This is a genomic window from Vibrio sp. A37 (genome assembly GCF_059777565.1).
Genome location: NZ_JBLNLI010000011.1, coordinates 1 through 16,509, shown reverse-complemented (window position 1 = coordinate 16,509; position 16,509 = coordinate 1). Strand labels below are relative to the sequence as shown.

At 42.1% G+C, this 16,509-nt stretch carries 12 protein-coding genes and 2 tRNA genes; 7 read left to right on the top strand and 7 right to left on the bottom strand.

The annotated features are described in order from the left end of the window. Positions 1–907: 907 nt before the first annotated feature. The 3 genes from ppk1 (at position 908) to ACM2FC_RS17130 (ending at position 4,935) form a co-directional block, all read left to right on the top strand. Positions 908–3,010: a polyphosphate kinase 1 gene (gene ppk1 / locus ACM2FC_RS17140; protein ID WP_498482191.1), complete on the top strand. Its 2,103-nt coding sequence runs from the start codon at positions 908–910 to the stop codon at positions 3,008–3,010. Continuing rightward, on the top strand, positions 2,994–4,493 hold the full coding sequence (gene ppx, locus ACM2FC_RS17135; RefSeq protein WP_498482190.1) for an exopolyphosphatase: 1,500 nt from the start codon (positions 2,994–2,996) through the stop codon (positions 4,491–4,493). The genes ppk1 and ppx overlap by 17 nt, the downstream gene beginning before the upstream one ends. A gap of 130 nt (positions 4,494–4,623) precedes the next feature. Continuing rightward, positions 4,624–4,935: a hypothetical protein gene (locus ACM2FC_RS17130; RefSeq protein ID WP_498482189.1), complete on the top strand. Its 312-nt coding sequence runs from the start codon at positions 4,624–4,626 to the stop codon at positions 4,933–4,935. An 89-nt stretch (positions 4,936–5,024) separates the two neighbouring features. On the opposite strand, the gene ACM2FC_RS17125 is transcribed toward ACM2FC_RS17130, so the two are convergent. The 4 genes from ACM2FC_RS17125 to phoB all read right to left on the bottom strand — a co-directional run bounded on the left by ACM2FC_RS17125 (position 5,025) and on the right by phoB (position 11,350). Further along, on the bottom strand, positions 5,025–8,234 hold the full coding sequence (locus ACM2FC_RS17125) for a methyl-accepting chemotaxis protein (protein WP_498482188.1): 3,210 nt from the start codon (positions 8,232–8,234) through the stop codon (positions 5,025–5,027). 141 nt (positions 8,235–8,375) lie between these two features. Continuing rightward, entirely contained in the window at positions 8,376–9,338 is a 963-nt protein-coding gene (locus ACM2FC_RS17120) for a PstS family phosphate ABC transporter substrate-binding protein (RefSeq protein ID WP_498482187.1), read from the bottom strand. After that, positions 9,338–10,639 carry a phosphate regulon sensor histidine kinase PhoR gene (gene phoR / locus ACM2FC_RS17115; protein ID WP_498482186.1) on the bottom strand — a complete coding sequence of 434 codons (1,302 nt, stop codon included), beginning with the start codon at positions 10,637–10,639 and terminating at the stop codon, positions 9,338–9,340. The genes ACM2FC_RS17120 and phoR overlap by 1 nt, the downstream gene beginning before the upstream one ends. Positions 10,640–10,660: 21 nt before the next feature. Continuing rightward, positions 10,661–11,350: a phosphate regulon transcriptional regulator PhoB gene (gene phoB, locus ACM2FC_RS17110; protein ID WP_498482185.1), complete on the bottom strand. Its 690-nt coding sequence runs from the start codon at positions 11,348–11,350 to the stop codon at positions 10,661–10,663. 314 nt (positions 11,351–11,664) lie between these two features. On the opposite strand from phoB, the gene rdgC reads away from it, so the two are divergent. From rdgC to ACM2FC_RS17095, 3 genes are all read left to right on the top strand, one after another. After that, entirely contained in the window at positions 11,665–12,573 is a 909-nt protein-coding gene (gene rdgC / locus ACM2FC_RS17105; RefSeq protein ID WP_498482184.1) for a recombination-associated protein RdgC, read from the top strand. A 187-nt stretch (positions 12,574–12,760) separates the two neighbouring features. Further along, positions 12,761–14,161 carry a prephenate-dependent tRNA uridine(34) hydroxylase TrhP gene (gene trhP, locus ACM2FC_RS17100; protein ID WP_498482328.1) on the top strand — a complete coding sequence of 467 codons (1,401 nt, stop codon included), beginning with the start codon at positions 12,761–12,763 and terminating at the stop codon, positions 14,159–14,161. Between the two features lie 2 nt (positions 14,162–14,163). Beyond that, complete coding sequence (locus ACM2FC_RS17095; protein WP_498482183.1) at positions 14,164–14,418, top strand: YfhL family 4Fe-4S dicluster ferredoxin; 255 nt, start codon at positions 14,164–14,166, stop codon at positions 14,416–14,418. Between the two features lie 40 nt (positions 14,419–14,458). Here ACM2FC_RS17095 and mepA read toward each other — a convergent pair whose 3' ends face one another. After that, positions 14,459–15,283 (bottom strand): penicillin-insensitive murein endopeptidase, encoded by an 825-nt coding sequence (gene mepA / locus ACM2FC_RS17090; RefSeq protein WP_498482182.1) that lies wholly within the window; start codon positions 15,281–15,283, stop codon positions 14,459–14,461. A gap of 195 nt (positions 15,284–15,478) precedes the next feature. Between mepA and ACM2FC_RS17085 the strand changes: the two genes are divergently transcribed. Then, the gene (locus ACM2FC_RS17085) at positions 15,479–15,832 is read left to right on the top strand and encodes a hypothetical protein (protein WP_498482181.1); all 354 of its coding nucleotides are present in this window, start codon (positions 15,479–15,481) and stop codon (positions 15,830–15,832) included. Positions 15,833–16,210: 378 nt separating this feature from the next. Here ACM2FC_RS17085 and ACM2FC_RS17080 read toward each other — a convergent pair. Together ACM2FC_RS17080 and ACM2FC_RS17075 are read right to left on the bottom strand one after the other, a co-directional pair. Then, a tRNA-Trp gene (locus ACM2FC_RS17080) sits at positions 16,211–16,287 on the bottom strand. Positions 16,288–16,341: 54 nt separating this feature from the next. Next, a tRNA-Asp gene (locus ACM2FC_RS17075) sits at positions 16,342–16,418 on the bottom strand. Positions 16,419–16,509: the final 91 nt, after the last annotated feature.

The following is a 16,509-nucleotide window of genomic DNA, read 5'->3' as shown; positions in this document are numbered from 1 at the left end:
GTTTTAGCGTCAGGGGTGAGCAATACTTGATCTATTTTTGGTTGTTGGGTTTTCAACGCATAACGGTCAATTTCTTTGTGATGATTGTACTGGATAATATCAACGGAACCATTCAAATAACTGGCAACAAGCGTTAGGACATCACCGTTCATTGCAAACGCGATATGCGTAAGACTGGTCGAAGCCTTTCCCAAATCGATTTTCGGAGCACTTTTGTAAAACTGTACACCTGGATGAATGTGATTCTTCTTTTGATTATAAGTATGTAAAAAGGTGGGTTTGATTATAATGACATTATCTTGAGAGTCGACCAAGGCAAGCCACCCTTCTCGAACTGGTGTCTTAGCAAGGTGCTGAATATTATGAGAAACCTTAAAAGAGGAAAGAGAGTTTAGGTTTTTGCTACCAACAGAAAAGAAACGCAAATCGCCGTCAGAAGAAAGTGTATAAAGGTACTTTCCTGAATCATCTATTTCCATTGCTAATGGCTGCGCGTCGATGGTAAGTTGACTTGAGGCGTACGGCGTTATTTTCGGGTTGGAGAATAAAGGAACGACCATATTGACTAGGTAAACAAAAATTAAGATCAACGCAGCAAGCACCGCTAATCCACCACATGTCACCATGGCTTTTGCTATACGATCTTTAATAAGTCTTTTCTTGTCTTTCTCCCGTAAAGAAAACCCTGATCTCGACATTCATTCCTCTATCTAGATTTTTGCAGCGTCATAGTAGGCCCACTAAATGACAATTATATTACAACACCAAATAAATTACTGAAAACAATAGAAGTATAGCGCCGTTATAACAGAGGTTAATGTAGGTATTATTTCAAATAGAACCTGATACATTAAAACATAACATTTGCTTTTTATAATCTCCCGTTTTTGAATTGGTACCGAGAAAAATGAACACCGATAAATTGTATGTTGAAAAAGAGCTAAGCTGGCTCTCATTCAATGAAAGAGTTCTCCAAGAAGCCGCAGACACCAGTGTTCCTCTTATCGAAAGGATTCGTTTTTTAGGAATATTTTCCAATAACTTAGATGAGTTTTACAAAGTCAGATTCTCAGACGTAAAACGCAGAATTCTCATCAACAGAGAAACTGGCGGTAGCGATAGTGCTAAGCACTTGCTGACTAAAATGCAAAACCGAGCCACGAAACTCAATCAATATTTTGATGAAGTTTATGGGGAACTACTCATAGAAATGGCAAGGAGAAGAATATTTCTTGTTAACGAAAACCAGCTTTCCGAAACGCAACTTGACTGGATAAAAAGCTATTTCAACCGAAAAGTGTTACCAAATGTTACCCCTTTACTGGTTACAGAAAAGTTTGACATGCTTTACTCTTTGAAAGATGAACACGCCTACATCGCCGTCGAGTTGAAAAAGGACGATCAATCTCAATACGCATTATTGGAGATTCCGACAGATGATATGCAAAGGTTCGTTATCGTCCCAGAGTCAAAGGGCGACCGAAAAAAAACCATCATTCTACTCGATAACATAATTCGTGCTTGTCTTGATGATATTTTTCGCGGTTTTTTCGACTACGACGAGCTCAACGGTTATGCGATTAAACTGACCAGAGATGCAGAATACGATTTAGGATACGAGGTCGAGCACAGCCTACTAGAACAAATGTCAGAAGGGCTCAATCAACGCCTTACCGCCATGCCAGTAAGATTTGTTTATGAGCGCAATATGCCTGAAGAAATGTTGAGCTTTCTGTGTGAAAAACTAGACGTTTCGCACTATGACAGTTTAATCCCCGGAGGCCGATATCATAACTACCGAAACTTTATCGACTTCCCGAATGTTGGACGAAAGTACCTAGAAAACCCCTCGCTTTCACCAATACATTGTGCTGATTTTGAAGGCTACAATAACAAGTTTGACGCGATTCGTGCGCAAGATATCTTGCTCTATTATCCGTACCACACTTTTGACCACATCAATGAACTCGTCCGTCAAGCTTCTTTCGACCCAAAAGTCTTGAGCATAAAAATCAATATTTATCGCGTCGCCAAAAATTCTCGCTTAATGCGCTCGCTCATTGATGCCGTACACAACGGTAAAGGCGTCACCGTTGTCGTCGAGCTTCAAGCTCGTTTTGACGAAGAAGCTAATATCGAGTGGTCCAAGGTTCTGACTGACGCTGGCGTACAAGTTATCTTTGGTGTGCCAAGTTTAAAAATCCACTCAAAGTTACTGCTGATTGCTCGACGTGAAGAAGGCGAGATCGTCCGCTACGCGCACATCGGTACCGGTAACTTCCACGAAAAAACAGCACGAATCTACACCGACTTCTCTTTGTTGACTGCCGATCCAGAGATAACAAACGAAGTCCGAGATGTATTTGTTTACATTGAAAACCCGTATTTGCCAGTTAAATTCCGCCATCTGATCGTATCACCCAGAAACTCTAGAAAGCGATTATACCAACTGATTGATAGGGAAATAGAGAACGCTAAGATTGGCAAGCATGCAAGCATTACCTTAAAGGTGAATAATCTCGTCGACAAAGGGTTGGTCAACAGGCTCTACAAAGCAAGCAGTGCTGGCGTACAAATCAAAATGATTATTCGCGGTATGTGCTCGTTAGTACCCGGTCTTGCAGGTATAAGCGAAAACATTCAAATCATCAGTATCGTCGACCGGTTTTTAGAGCATCCTAGGGTGATAGTCACGCATAACGATGGAGACCCACTAGTATACCTTTCCTCTGCTGACTGGATGACACGAAACATTGATCACCGAATCGAAGTTGCAGCACCAGTGCGTGACCCTCGCCTCAAGCAACGTATTATTGATATTCTTGACATCCACTTTACTGATACGGTAAAAGCGCGCTGGATAGACAAATCGATGAGTAATACTTACGTACCTCGCGGAAATAAGAAGAAAGTACGCTCACAAATCGCTATTTATGACTATCTTAAACGTATAGAAAAACAAACTAGAAAAAACATAAAGATAAAGCAGGAAGATGAACCAACGAACTGATATTCGTGACATAGCAGCAATTGACCTTGGCTCAAACAGTTTTCATATGGTAGTGGCCAGAGTTGTCGACCAAGATTTACAGTTGGTCAGCCGACATAAACAAAGAGTTCGCTTAGCGTCTGGATTAGATAACCTTTACAACCTCGATCATGCATCAATGACACGAGGGTTAGAGTGTTTGGAAATGTTCGCTGAAAGGCTAAAGGGGTTCGAAGAAGGTAATGTACGTATTGCCGGTACCCACACCCTACGCCAAGCAAACAACGCGCATATATTTCTTCAACGAGCACGGGAAATCATTCCCTTTCCAATTGAAATTATACCCGGCCATGAAGAGGCTCGACTCATTTACCTCGGTGTTGCTCACACTCAGGTGGAGTCAGGTTCAAGATTAGTGGTGGATATTGGTGGAGGCAGTACAGAGCTCATTGTTGGCAGCGGATTTGAGCCAACTTTACTTAGTAGCAAACGAATGGGCTGCGTCAGCTACACAGATCGCTACTTCAAAAATGGCAAGCTGTCGAAAAAGAACTTTGCCAAAGCGATTCTCGCAGCCGAGCAAAAAATAGAAGCCATCGCTCCAAAGTTCAAAAAGAAAGGTTGGGATATTGCCTTTGGCTCATCAGGAACGGTGAAAGCAATTAGAGAAGTACTGTTTTCTATTGGCTATGAAGACGGGATTATTACTCAAAAACGCGTTGAGAGACTGATCGATCGCCTCTGCGAATGGGACAACATCGAGGACATTAAACTAGAAGGTTTAATCAACGAGAGAAAACCTGTTTTTGCCGCTGGAGTCGCTATCTTATGCGCCATTTTGAAAGATTTAAAAATCTCTCAATTGCATTATTCTGAAGGCGCTTTGCGAGAAGGTCTGCTCTATGAGATGGAAGAGAGATTCAAGCGCTCAGATATTCGGATGCGTACCACTGAAAACTTAGCTGTGAAGCATTTCGTCGATTTAGAACATGCCGAAAAAGTCAAGCAGCAAGCGGTGCAATTTCTTAACCAAGTCAGCAAACAGCTCGAACTAAAGCCAAGCAGTGAATTATTCGATTTACTTGAATGGAGCGCGCTACTTCACGAGGTGGGTTTAAGTATAAGTTTGCAAGGTTTTCACAAACACTCAGCCTACATTCTCAAAAACACCAATATGCCCGGCTTTAACCAAGAACAGCAAAGAGTGATAGCGACATTAGCCCGCTTTCAGCGTAAAGCGCTTAAGTTGCAAGAAATGGAACAGTTCACCCTGTTTAAGCAGAAGCACGTCTTAGGCCTAATTCAGGTACTTCGTCTCGCTATAATGGTGAATGGGCAAAGAAATGATGAAGACCATGTCGAATTCAGTTTAGGGTGTGATGGTGAAAATTGGACATTGAGTTCAAACAATCCAAATTGGCACGATGAAAATAAACTGCTGTTTGCCGATTTAACTACTGAGCAAGAGTATTGGCAAACTGCAGGCTGGACGCTGAGTTTTTAATAATCACCTATCAAATTGAATACCCTAATATTACCTACTAGGAGTAGTGTTTAGCCTAGTGGGTTAGGTTGCTTTAGCGTTGGCAAACGACTATTACTAAGTATATCTTGGTAGATCTCGCGGGGGATTCATGGATGAAACAACACTTCAAATACTATTCATACTGTATGTGATAGTGGCAGTAGTTGTATTTTTAGCCTTCTATCTATTTGTCGCTCCTAAATCGAAGAGCAAGAAAGAGAATACCGTCTACAAAAAGAGTCCAAATAACTTAACATGTATTGACTCTCAACCTCCCGACTTGATTGATGGTTTTAACCCGGAGGACATCGCTTCCTATGGCGACAAATATAGAAGTAAAAGTCGATCCAGCTATTCACCTTATTCATTGGGTGATGGTTCAGATAGCGGTTCTGGAGGAGATGGTGGCGGTGGCGATTAATTTATGCAATTTCATTTGGAACAAGGTGACTTAAACAAGGATTGGCGCATTACGACACCAATCCTTTTTAATTTAAATAATTTCGAAGCTTAATTTTGATCCATTGAGAAGAATTGTAATGTATCATTCATTCCTTGAGCTTGCTGAGCCATCTGTTTACTCATGGATGAAATTTTCTCAACCAATAACGCGTTTTGCTGGGTCATCTCATCCATCTGAGATACCGCTTGGGTGACTTGCTCAATTCCCAAGCTTTGTTGAGAAGATGACTCAGATATTTCTGCAATCATTCCTCTTACTTGGCGCACTGAGCCCACTATTTCCTCTAGTGTCTCGCCTGATTGATTCACTAACTTACTACCATTTTCAATTTTATCCACGCTATCTTTGATCAGCGCTTTGATCTCTTTCGCAGCAGAAGCAGAACGTTGAGCAAGGTTACGAACTTCACCAGCGACCACTGAGAATCCACGCCCTTGCTCTCCCGCTCTTGCAGCCTCAACAGCAGCATTTAGTGCAAGTAAATTGGTTTGGAAAGCGATTTCATCAATAACACCGATAATGTCATTAATTTTCTTACTCGACTCATTGATTTGCTGCATACTTTTAATTGCTTGCTCAACAACTTCCCCGCCTTTCACCGCTTTTGATTGAGCGTCATCAGCCACCGTATTGGCTTCTTTAGCACTGTCAGCATTTTGCCTCACCGAGGCAGTCATCTCTTCCATGCTCGCTGCGGTTTCTTCTAAAGCGGAAGCTTGAGTTTCCGTACGCTCGCTCAACTCATTATTGCCACGAACAATTTCATCAGAGGCTATTTTAACATCTGTAGATGCACGGCTTACGGAACTAACAACATTGCGAAGCTCACCAACCATGTTGTTAATCGCATCTTTCAGTTCCATAAACTCTTCAGAAAACTCAGCCCGTATATCTGAATTCAAGTTACCTTGCTCGAGTTTAAGTAGCGATGTTTTAACCTCTTCAACGGCTCTAACTCGACCAGTAATTTCAGTAGCAAACTTTACAACCTTAAAAGGTCTGCCGTCTAAGTCTAAAATAGGGTTATATGTGGCTTGAATCCATATTTCTTTGCCTCCTTTACCCACACGTTTAAACTCACCTGAGGCAAACTCGCCACGATTCAGTTGTTGCCAGAATTGCTGATATTCCGCACTGTTAGCCAAACTTTTTTCTGCAAACATTCTGTGGTGCTGGCCTTGTATTTCACTAAGCTCATACCCCATGGTCTTACAGAAGTTTTCGTTAGCAGTGATAATAGTGCCATCCATTTCAAATTCAATGACAGCCTGAGCCTTACCGACTGCTTCAATCTGACCTTGATAGTCCGCATTTCTCAGTTTCTGTTCAGTCACATCTGTGGCAAATTTAACGACTTTAAAAGGTTTGCCGTTTACGTCAAAAATCGGATTGTAGGTGGCCTGAATCCAAATTTCTTTGCCTCCCTTACCCAATCGCTTAAATTCACCCGCTTCAAATTCCCCACGATTGAGTTTTTGCCAAAACTGCTTATATTCAGGGCTATTTGCTAAGCTAGGCTCGGCAAACATTTTATGGTGTTGACCTTGAATTTCGTCCAGCCGGTAACCCATAGCATTACAGAAGTTTTCATTGGCAGTGATGATAGTGCCGTCCATGTTAAACTCAATCACCGCTTGCGCTTTACCAACCGCTTCAATTTGCCCTTGGTAGTCCGCATTTCTCATCTTTTGCTCGGTTATATCCGTGGCAAATTTAACCACTTTAAAAGGCTTACCGTTCAAGTCCAAAATAGGGTTGTAAGTGGCTTGAATCCAGATGTCCTTGCCATTTTTTCCTACTCGTTGAAATTCCCCTGAGATAAACTCACCACGATTTAATTTCTGCCAAAATTGTTGGTATTCAACACTAGATGCCAATTCAGGAGAGGCAAACATTCGGTGGTGCTGTCCTTGAATCTCTTGAAGTGAATAGCCCATTGCATTGCAGAAGTTTTCATTGGCAGAGATGATGGTGCCGTCCATGTTAAACTCAATCACGGCTTGGGCTTTGCCAACAGCTTCAATTTGGCCTTGAAAATCCGCATTCTTTATTTTTTGCTTAGTGATATCAGAAGCATACTTAACGACTTTAAATGGCTTACCACTCATATCCATAATGGGGTTATAAGTCGCTTGAATCCACACCTCTTTACCGTGTTTTCCCACACGTTTAAATTCGCCCGAAATGAACTCGCCTTGATTGAGCTTCTGCCAAAATTGTTTGTATTCTGAGCTCGCCGCCAAACTAGCCTCTGCGAACATTCTATGGTGCTGGCCTTGGATTTCTTCTAACGAATAGCCCATCGCATTACAAAAGTTTTCGTTAGCGGTAATGATGGTACCATCCATATTAAATTCAATCACAGCTTGAGACTTACCAACAGCTTTGATTTGTCCTCGGTAGTCAGCATTTATTAGCTTCTGCTTGGTAATGTCGGAAGCATATTTTACTACTTTAAATGGCTTACCATCCATATCAAAAATTGGATTATAAGACGCTTGAATCCAGACTTCTTTGCCGTTTTTGCCGACTCGCTTATATTCCCCAGACATAAACTCGCCACGATTGAGTTTTTGCCAGAATTGCTGATATTCAGGACTTGACGCTAACTGAGGCTCAGCAAACATTCGGTGGTGCTGGCCTTGGATTTCTTCTAGGTTATACCCCATCGTGTTACAGAAGTTTTCGTTGGCAGTGATGATGGTGCCATCCATATTGAATTCGATGACGGCTTGTGATTTGCCCACCGCTTCAATTTGTCCCTCAAAGTCAGCATTTTTTAGTTTTTGCTCAGTGATATCTGATGCAAATTTAATGACTTTATAAGGTTTTCCTTTGGCATCGAAGATAGGATTGTAGGAAGCATGAATCCAAACATCTTTGCCTCCTTTACCTAAACGTCTGAATTCTCCCGAAAACGCTTCTCCCGCATTTAGCCTATGCCAAAAGTTCTGGTATTCGGAACTCTTCGCATAGGTAGGATCAGCAAACATGCTATGGTGCTTTCCTTGGATTTCCTCCAATGCATAACCCATCGCGTTGCAAAAGTTTTGGTTAGCTGTAATGATGGTACCATCGAGGTTAAATTCGATCACCGCCTGAACTTTATTAACCGCAGCTAAAATAGCCTTATTCTCCAAAGCTTCTTGAGAAGGCTCAGAAAATGAAATTTTGTGCTCGGATAAAACTGGCGATGCCGATCCACTGTGTAAACTTTTGGTGCGATTCCCTATTAAACCAAACAGACTGAGTCCCATGTCCTTCCTCCAGGATATCCAAGCTTTTTACGAGTAAAAGTCGCAATTCCGTAATCTAGAGTATAGAACGGAAGATTTCAGTTAGCTAAAAAGCAAACGTAACAATTTACCAAGTTTCTACAAATACAATTGGAAAAAATTTTACTTCAATTCCACTTTTTCCAATTGCTTTCGGGCTATAGCTACAGAAACAGGTACGTAACCATCTTTTTCGACCAAAGCTTGGCCTTCTTTAGAAAAAATAAAAGTCAAAAACTCTTTAACGAGTTTAGGCAAAGGCTTTTTAGGAGGTTTATTGACATAAACATATAGATAGCGAGATAGAGGATACTCGCCAGAAAGGATATGCTCTCGACTTGGGTAAATATAATCTTTCCCAGTTAAAGCAATTGGCAACATGCGTACACCCGCAGAGCGATAGCCCACACCAGAGTAACCGATAGTATTGATAGCGGAAGAAACCGATTGGATTACAGAAGAGGAACCGGGTAAAGCATTGACCCTATTTTTATAGTCGCCACCACAAAGCGCGTGATCTTTAAAATATCCATAAGTGCCTGACGCAGAGTTACGACCAAATAACTGGATACTTCTTTTCGCCCATTCGTAATTTAGCCCCAACTGAGACCACGTTGTTGTGGACTGGGTAGCACCACACCTTAACGTCGCGGAGTAAATACTGTCTAGTTGGGAAATATTGAGCCCTTTAACTGGGTTATCACGATTAATGTATATTCCAATAGCATCAATCGCCACACGAAGTTGGGTCGGTTTGTAACCATAGTGCGCGACAAATGCATCTATTTCTCTTCTACGCATTGGCCGGCTCATCGGTCCTAGTTGCGCCGTTCCTTCCGTTAAAGCGGGAGGGGCTGTTGCTGAGCCAGACGCTTGAACCTGAATAGAGACCCCTGGATATAACTGGGTAAACTCATCCACCCAAAGTGTCATCATACCCGACAATGTATCCGAGCCGACCGAAGAAATATTGCCGAAGATCCCTGCTTTTTTTACATAGTTTGGTAGCTGTTCTGCAAAAGATGATGTGCTAAAAACACATAGAAGCAGAGACAGATTAACAGCAATATTTCGAACTCGGTTCATTAAGTGCTCGCAATCAAACGCTTAGGCAAAACAAACGAGAATTTGCTTCCGATTCCCAACTCGCTATGTACGTCTAAGTGAGAATCATGGTGATTAAGCGCATGCTTAACGATAGCTAATCCCAATCCACTTCCTCCTGTATCCCTAGAGCGTGCTTTATCCACTCGATAAAATCGTTCAGTTAAACGAGGTAAGTGCTGCGGCTCAATACCGTCGCCGCTATCGGATACTTCTAACAATGCACCTTGAGGTGTACGACACCACTTTACGTTTATTTCTGCCCCAGCAGGGGTATATTTTACTGCATTGTATACTAAATTCGAAATCGCGCTGCGAAGTTGGTCTTGATCACCTAGTACTGAAAGCGATTTATCTACCTCAAAAGACAGCTTATGCTCTTGCTCTCCACTTAGGCTTACCGCTTCTTTCTCAAGCACTTCTAGCATAGAAGGCACGTTAACTACATCTTCCAATTCATGCATTGGAGAGGCTTCGATTTTAGAAAGTGTTAAAAGTTGGTCAACCAAGCTGCTCATGCGATTCAATTGAGCGGTCATGACGCCGTGGGCTTTTTCCCACATCGGACCAGCCAACATGTCAGGGTCTTCTGTCATCTCAAGATAACCACGCAATACTGTCATGGGGGTACGTAATTCGTGAGAAACATTCGCGAAGAAGTTACGCCGCATTCCTTCAAGTTGATTCAACTGAGTCACATCACGAACAACCATCAAATGCTCGCCCTCTGTATATGGAACAATACGCAATTCCAGCACGCGCTCAACGTTAAGTGGAGACCGCATTTCTAAAGGCTCAGAAAAATCGTTTTTATTGAGATACTTAATAAAATCTGGAGTGCGAATAAGATTAGATATTGGCTGCCCAGAGTCTTCTGGCCACCGAAAGCCTAAAATAGCTTGAGCAAGCTTATTGCACCAAACAATATTGCCTTCGCTTCGAAATACCACAACCGCATCTGGTAGGGACTCAGCACCATTGCGAAAACGACGGATTAAGTTGGTCAGCTCTTTTCTTTTCCGGCGCTGTCTTTGCTGTAAACGGTAGATACCATCAAAAATCGATTCCCAATCTCCAGTCCCCGAAGGTGGAGCGAGCCTCTTTTCATCCCAGAGCCATGACGAAAGCCTCATCTGATTGAAGAGGTGCCAAGATAGCTGTAAGACTGTTGCAGCCAACAGAAGCCAAGACATGTGACCGAAGAACCATCCGATCACAAGCCAAGGCGCGTAAAAAAAAGCCAGCCCCCAAGCTAGCTTTTTCCAGGTTAACCTTGTAACCATTCGTAACCTCTTAATAAATCCTTAAGATTTAACCGAGAAGCGATAGCCTGCACCTCTAACTGTTTGAATAAGCTTATCGTGCCCAGCATATTCTAGTGCTTTACGTAGTCGGCGAATATGAACATCGACCGTACGATCTTCAACATAAACATTGGTGCCCCAAATGTTGTTAAGCAGTTGCTCACGACTATAAACACGCTCTTGATGGGTCATGAAAAAGTGCAGCATTTTGAATTCAGTCGGCCCCATATCAAGAGGCTGATCATTTGCCGTAACCCGATGAGAAACCGGATCAAGCGTTAAACCTTGAACATTAATCACATCTTCTAGAGCCGTTGGCGTCACACGACGAATAACCGCTTTTAAACGAGCTACCAGCTCCTTTGGTGAGAAGGGTTTGGTAATATAGTCATCTGCACCAACTTCAAGACCTCGAACTTTGTCTTCTTCCTCACCTCGTGCTGTCAACATCACAACAGGAATATTACGAGTGAGCTCTTCACGCTTCATGTGCTTGATGAAGTTGATTCCACTACCACCAGGTAGCATCCAGTCTAATAAAACTAAATCAGGGAAGGGTTCCGCAAGCTTAGTGACAGCCGTGTCATAATCTTCCGCTTCTACGGCTTGGTAACCTTTCTGTTCAAGAACAAAACACAACATTTCGCGAATAGGTGCTTCGTCCTCAACAACTAGAATCCTTCGAGACATAAATGAATAACCTTGTGAGAGTTAAGTTATAACCAGGCATTGGCCTTTTCGACGTTTAGCATTATCACTACTAATTATGACACTTTTGTGACCATTGAAAACAAATTTTAATATAAGTTTCTTTTCTGTTTCATTGTTATACCCCACATCATAGGGTGAAAAAACTCAGTATTATGATTTTGCACTGACTTCTGATTCATCTCACTGAAGCTCGCATCTTACGCTAATTTCGGTATATATTTTGGCTTCTGCATAAGACAATCAGATAAAACTTAATTATCATTGCGCTCCTTCAATAGGGTAAAGAGAAAAATATGTGGTTTAAAAACTGTCTAGTTTATCGTTTCAATCGAGATATCGAATTCAACGCTGATCAATTAGAAAAGCAGCTTGCGGAATTTAAATTTACGCCTTGTAGTAGCCAAGACAAACAAAAGTTTGGTTGGACTTCTGCAATGGGAAAACATGGCGATATGATGACCCATGTATCCGAAGGCAATATACTCATCTGTGCCAAAAAAGAAGAAAAAATGCTGCCAGCTTCTGTGATCAATGAAGCACTGCATAGCAAGATTGAGTCAATGGAGCAGCAAGAAGGGCGCCCCCTAAAGAAAAAAGAAAAAGAAAACATTAAAGACGATATTGTTATCGATCTACTGCCAAGAGCGTTCAGTCGTAGTAACTATACTTACCTGCTTATTCTTCCCAAGCAAAAAATGATATTGGTTGACGCAAGTAGCCACAAAAAAGCTGAAGATGCGTTAGCTCTGTTAAGAAAAACCATTGGAAGTCTACCTGTCGTTCCAGCCATTCCAGAAAAAGCTATTGACACAACGTTAACTGACTGGGTGAAATCAGGTGACACACCTGCTGGCTTTACAATGCTCGATGAAGCCGAACTGAAGTCAGTTCAAGAAGATGGCGGTATTATTCGCTGCAAAAACCAAGAACTGTCCTCAGAAGAAATCCATAATCACATCAACGCTGATAAAGTCGTCACCAAACTTTCTCTAAATTGGCAATCGCGTATCGACTTTGTGTTGGCTGAAGATGGTACTATCAAACGCTTGAAATACTCTGAAGATCTAAAAGATCAAAACGAAGACATCCCAAGAGAAGATCCTGCAGCGCGTTTTGACGCTGATTTTTCTTTACTTTGTGGCGAATTTAGCTCGTTTCTACCAAACCTATACACTGAACTCGGTGGATTAACTGAAGCCTAATAGCTCTTATGATGATAAAAATAGGGGGATACGAACCAGTATCTCCTACTCACTCCCCCTGTTCTTTAAAGCTTTCCTGAATATAAAAACTCTAGGCATTATCTGCATTTTAACGTAAAATTTGCGCCCTCCAGTACCATGTGGTGGTGCTGGCCTGACTTGAAATCAGAACTAGAGAATGAAAGCAATGACAACTCCAAGCAATTTCGTACCAGAACTCCTATCACCAGCTGGTAGCCTAAAGAACATGCGTTATGCCTTTGCATATGGTGCAGATGCTGTTTACGCAGGCCAACCTCGTTACAGTCTTCGAGTGCGCAACAACGAATTCAATCATGAAAACCTGAAGGTCGGTATCGACGAAGCACACGCTCAAGGCAAGAAGTTTTATGTGGTCTGCAATATCCAACCACATAACTCAAAGCTAAAAACCTTTATTCGCGATCTAAAACCTGTTGTAGAAATGGGTCCTGACGCGCTAATCATGTCCGATCCTGGCTTGATTATGATGGTGCGTGAAGCTTTTCCTGAGATGGCGATTCACTTATCAGTACAAGCAAATGCAGTTAACTGGGCAACCGTTAAGTTTTGGTCTACTCAGGGTGTTGAACGCGTTATCCTTTCTCGTGAGTTGTCATTAGAAGAAATCGAAGAAATCAGAGAACAGTGCCCAGAAACAGAAATTGAAATTTTTGTCCATGGCGCACTGTGCATGGCCTACTCTGGTCGCTGCCTACTTTCTGGTTATATCAACAAGCGCGATCCGAACCAAGGCACATGCACCAACGCATGTCGTTGGGAATACAAAGTTGAACAAGCAAAAGAAGACGACGCTGGTCAATTAGTTGAGAAGTTTGACCCAACAGAAGCACAAGCGATTGATGTTCAAGAAGAACGCCCAGATAACACATTAGGCCTAGGTAAACCTACAGATGAAGTTGTACTCCTATCTGAAGCTCACCGACCAGAAGAAAAGATGGCAGCATATGAAGATGAGCATGGTACTTACATCATGAACTCAAAAGATCTTCGAGCTGTTCAACATGTCGAGCGTCTCACTAAGATGGGTGTCCACTCACTAAAAATCGAAGGCCGTACTAAGTCTTTCTACTACTGTGCTCGTACTGCTCAAGTCTATCGTAAGGCAATTGATGACGCTGTCGCTGGTAAGCCATTTGATGAAAACCTACTAGGAACATTGGAAAGTCTAGCCCACCGTGGTTATACAGAAGGCTTCCTACGCCGTCATACACACGATAACTACCAAAACTACGAGTACGGTTACTCAGTATCAGACATGCAGCAATTTGTAGGTGAATTTACTGGTAAACGTCGTGGTGATTTAGCTGAAGTTGAAGTAAAGAACAAGTTTATCGTTGGTGACAGCCTTGAGCTAATGACGCCGAAAGGTAGCGTTGTCTTCACGCTAGAAGCGATGGAAAACCGCAAATCTGAAGCTATTGACGATGCAAAAGGAAATGGCCACTTCGTATTTATTCCTGTACCACAAGATTTGGATTTAGAATACGGCCTACTAATGCGAAACCTTCAGCAAGGACAAGACACTCGTAACCCAACGGGTAAATAGTTATGTCTCTGCTGATAACCAAAAAGTGCACAAATTGCGATATGTGCGAGCCGGAATGTCCAAATAATGCTATCTCAATGGGAGATAGCATTTACGAGATAGACCCGAATTTATGCACTGAATGCAAAGGGCATTACGACAAGCCAACTTGTCAGTCTGTTTGCCCAATAACAAACTGCATTATAACCGATCCACAACACGTAGAGACCGAAGAAGAATTACTTGAAAAGTTTGTTATTATTCAAGGTCTAGCATAAGAAAAAGCTCCCTAGGAGCTTTTTTAATTTTGTGTCATATTTAGTTTGCATCCCTTAGCATTGCCAAGCACATTTCTGGAGCAAGGATAGGCGCTTTAAACTTTTTACGATACCTTTCTTTTTTCATATCCTCAGGCTTCCAGCTAGCAATTTCTGCCCCGCACCCGTCACCTTTAGGTGGTGCTTTCTGAGCATAACAATGCTTGTCCCTTGGCGGACAACTCAACCTGACATGAAAATGATAGTGGTGACCAAACCACGGTCTCACTTTTCTTAGCCATTCTCTGTCTGTGCTAGTCTCTGCTGTGCATAGCTGTTTCTTAATAACCGGATGAACAAAGATCCGCGATACTCCTTCATCACTCGCTGCCAATTTTAGTAATTCAAAATGCTCTATTCCCCAGTTGCTATTTATTTGATGACGTTCAATATCCACAACACTTAACGCCGTTGGAGATCTCAGTTCCCTCTTGGAAAGCGGTCGCTCTACCGTTCGAAACCAAATATCCACGTCCAGACCTGTTTGATGACTTGCATGACCCGATGAAAACTGCCCACCTTGTGGTAAAGAAATATCACCAATTAGAAGGTTAGTTTTATTCTTTTGATAAGACATTGAAGCTAAGTTACGAACAAAACGGATAGTTTTCTTATGACCAAAATATCGCAATTTTTGACTACGTATGACTTGATAGCCAACGCCTTGAAGAGGTAATTTCACCGCTCCAGCTAAACAGCCATTGGAATAGCTTCCTATTGATTCAGTCGCACGAACCGAAGGTTTAGTTAATTCTTCCCAAGGCGTAGCAAAGCTCGATATAGGTAACGCTAATAACATGTAAAAGAGATAAGAGTATTTTTGCAAGACTGCCCCAAAGTATGTATGAACCTTCTCTACTAATATTAGTATTTGAAAAATAGTCCTGCCTTGTTCACGAAGAGCAATGCTAACCTCAGCACAATATTTTAGAAGTCTATGTTTGCGTATTTGAATATAGTTTGATGGTACGATGCTTCCAAATTCAACAGTGTGATACGTTATCTATAGGAAACAAAGATTATGAAATATTTTGTCAGTACTTTAGCGATTTTTGCATCTTTGTTTAGCGTGTCTGCGTTTGCAGACCAAGCGAGTCAAACGCAACAGATAGCTAAACTTCAAAAGCAAATACATAGGCTAAATAAAGAAGTAAACCGACTCAACCAGAGAGTAGACTACTTAGAGTCTCAGATTAGTAACAGGCCAAGTAAACACGCAGCCTACCTCTGTACCATTTCTATCTTTGGTAAAACTTATCAAGGACAATCGTTCAACCATGCCAAAGCCACTCTTGAAGCAATGGATAAATGTCAATCCCAGAACAACAACATGTTTTGCACACAGAACAAAGTGACTTGTGATGAGATAAGCTAGCCCTCGATAGAAAGAAAGCTCTAGCTTCTCTGCTAGAGCTTTAAAGTAATGGTGATGATTGAGAGTTCAACTAGCCTAGTATTCCAGCTCCCAACACATTGCTTTGAAAAAGCGATAGATACAAAAAAGCTCCAACGTTTCTCCTAGAGCCTTGATAACGGCTGGGGTGGAGAGATCGACCGGGCTGGCGTTCCAGCTCCCAACACATCGCTTTGCAAAAGCGATAGATACAAAAAAGCTCCAACGTTTCTCCTAGAGCCTTAAATAATGGCAGGGGTGGAGAGATCGACCGGGCTGGCGTTCCAGCTCCCAACACATCGCTTTGTAAAAGCGATAGATACAAAAAAGCTCCAGCAATTCTGCTAGAGCTTAAAATAATGGCAGGGGTGGAGAGATTCGAACTCCCAACACGCGGATTTGGAATCCGCTGCTCTGCCAATTGGAGCTACACCCCTAAACTTATTTTTAATTATAAAAAACCTCGCATGTAGCGAGGATCATATGATAAATGGCGGAGTGGACGGGACTCGAACCCGCGACCCCCGGCGTGACAGGCCGGTATTCTAACCAACTGAACTACCACTCCGCACCAAACTGTTCTAATTAAAGTCTTACATTAAAATGCTTTAATCAGGTTATCTTGCGTTATGTGCAGGAGATTTCGAGCTGAGAAGCGC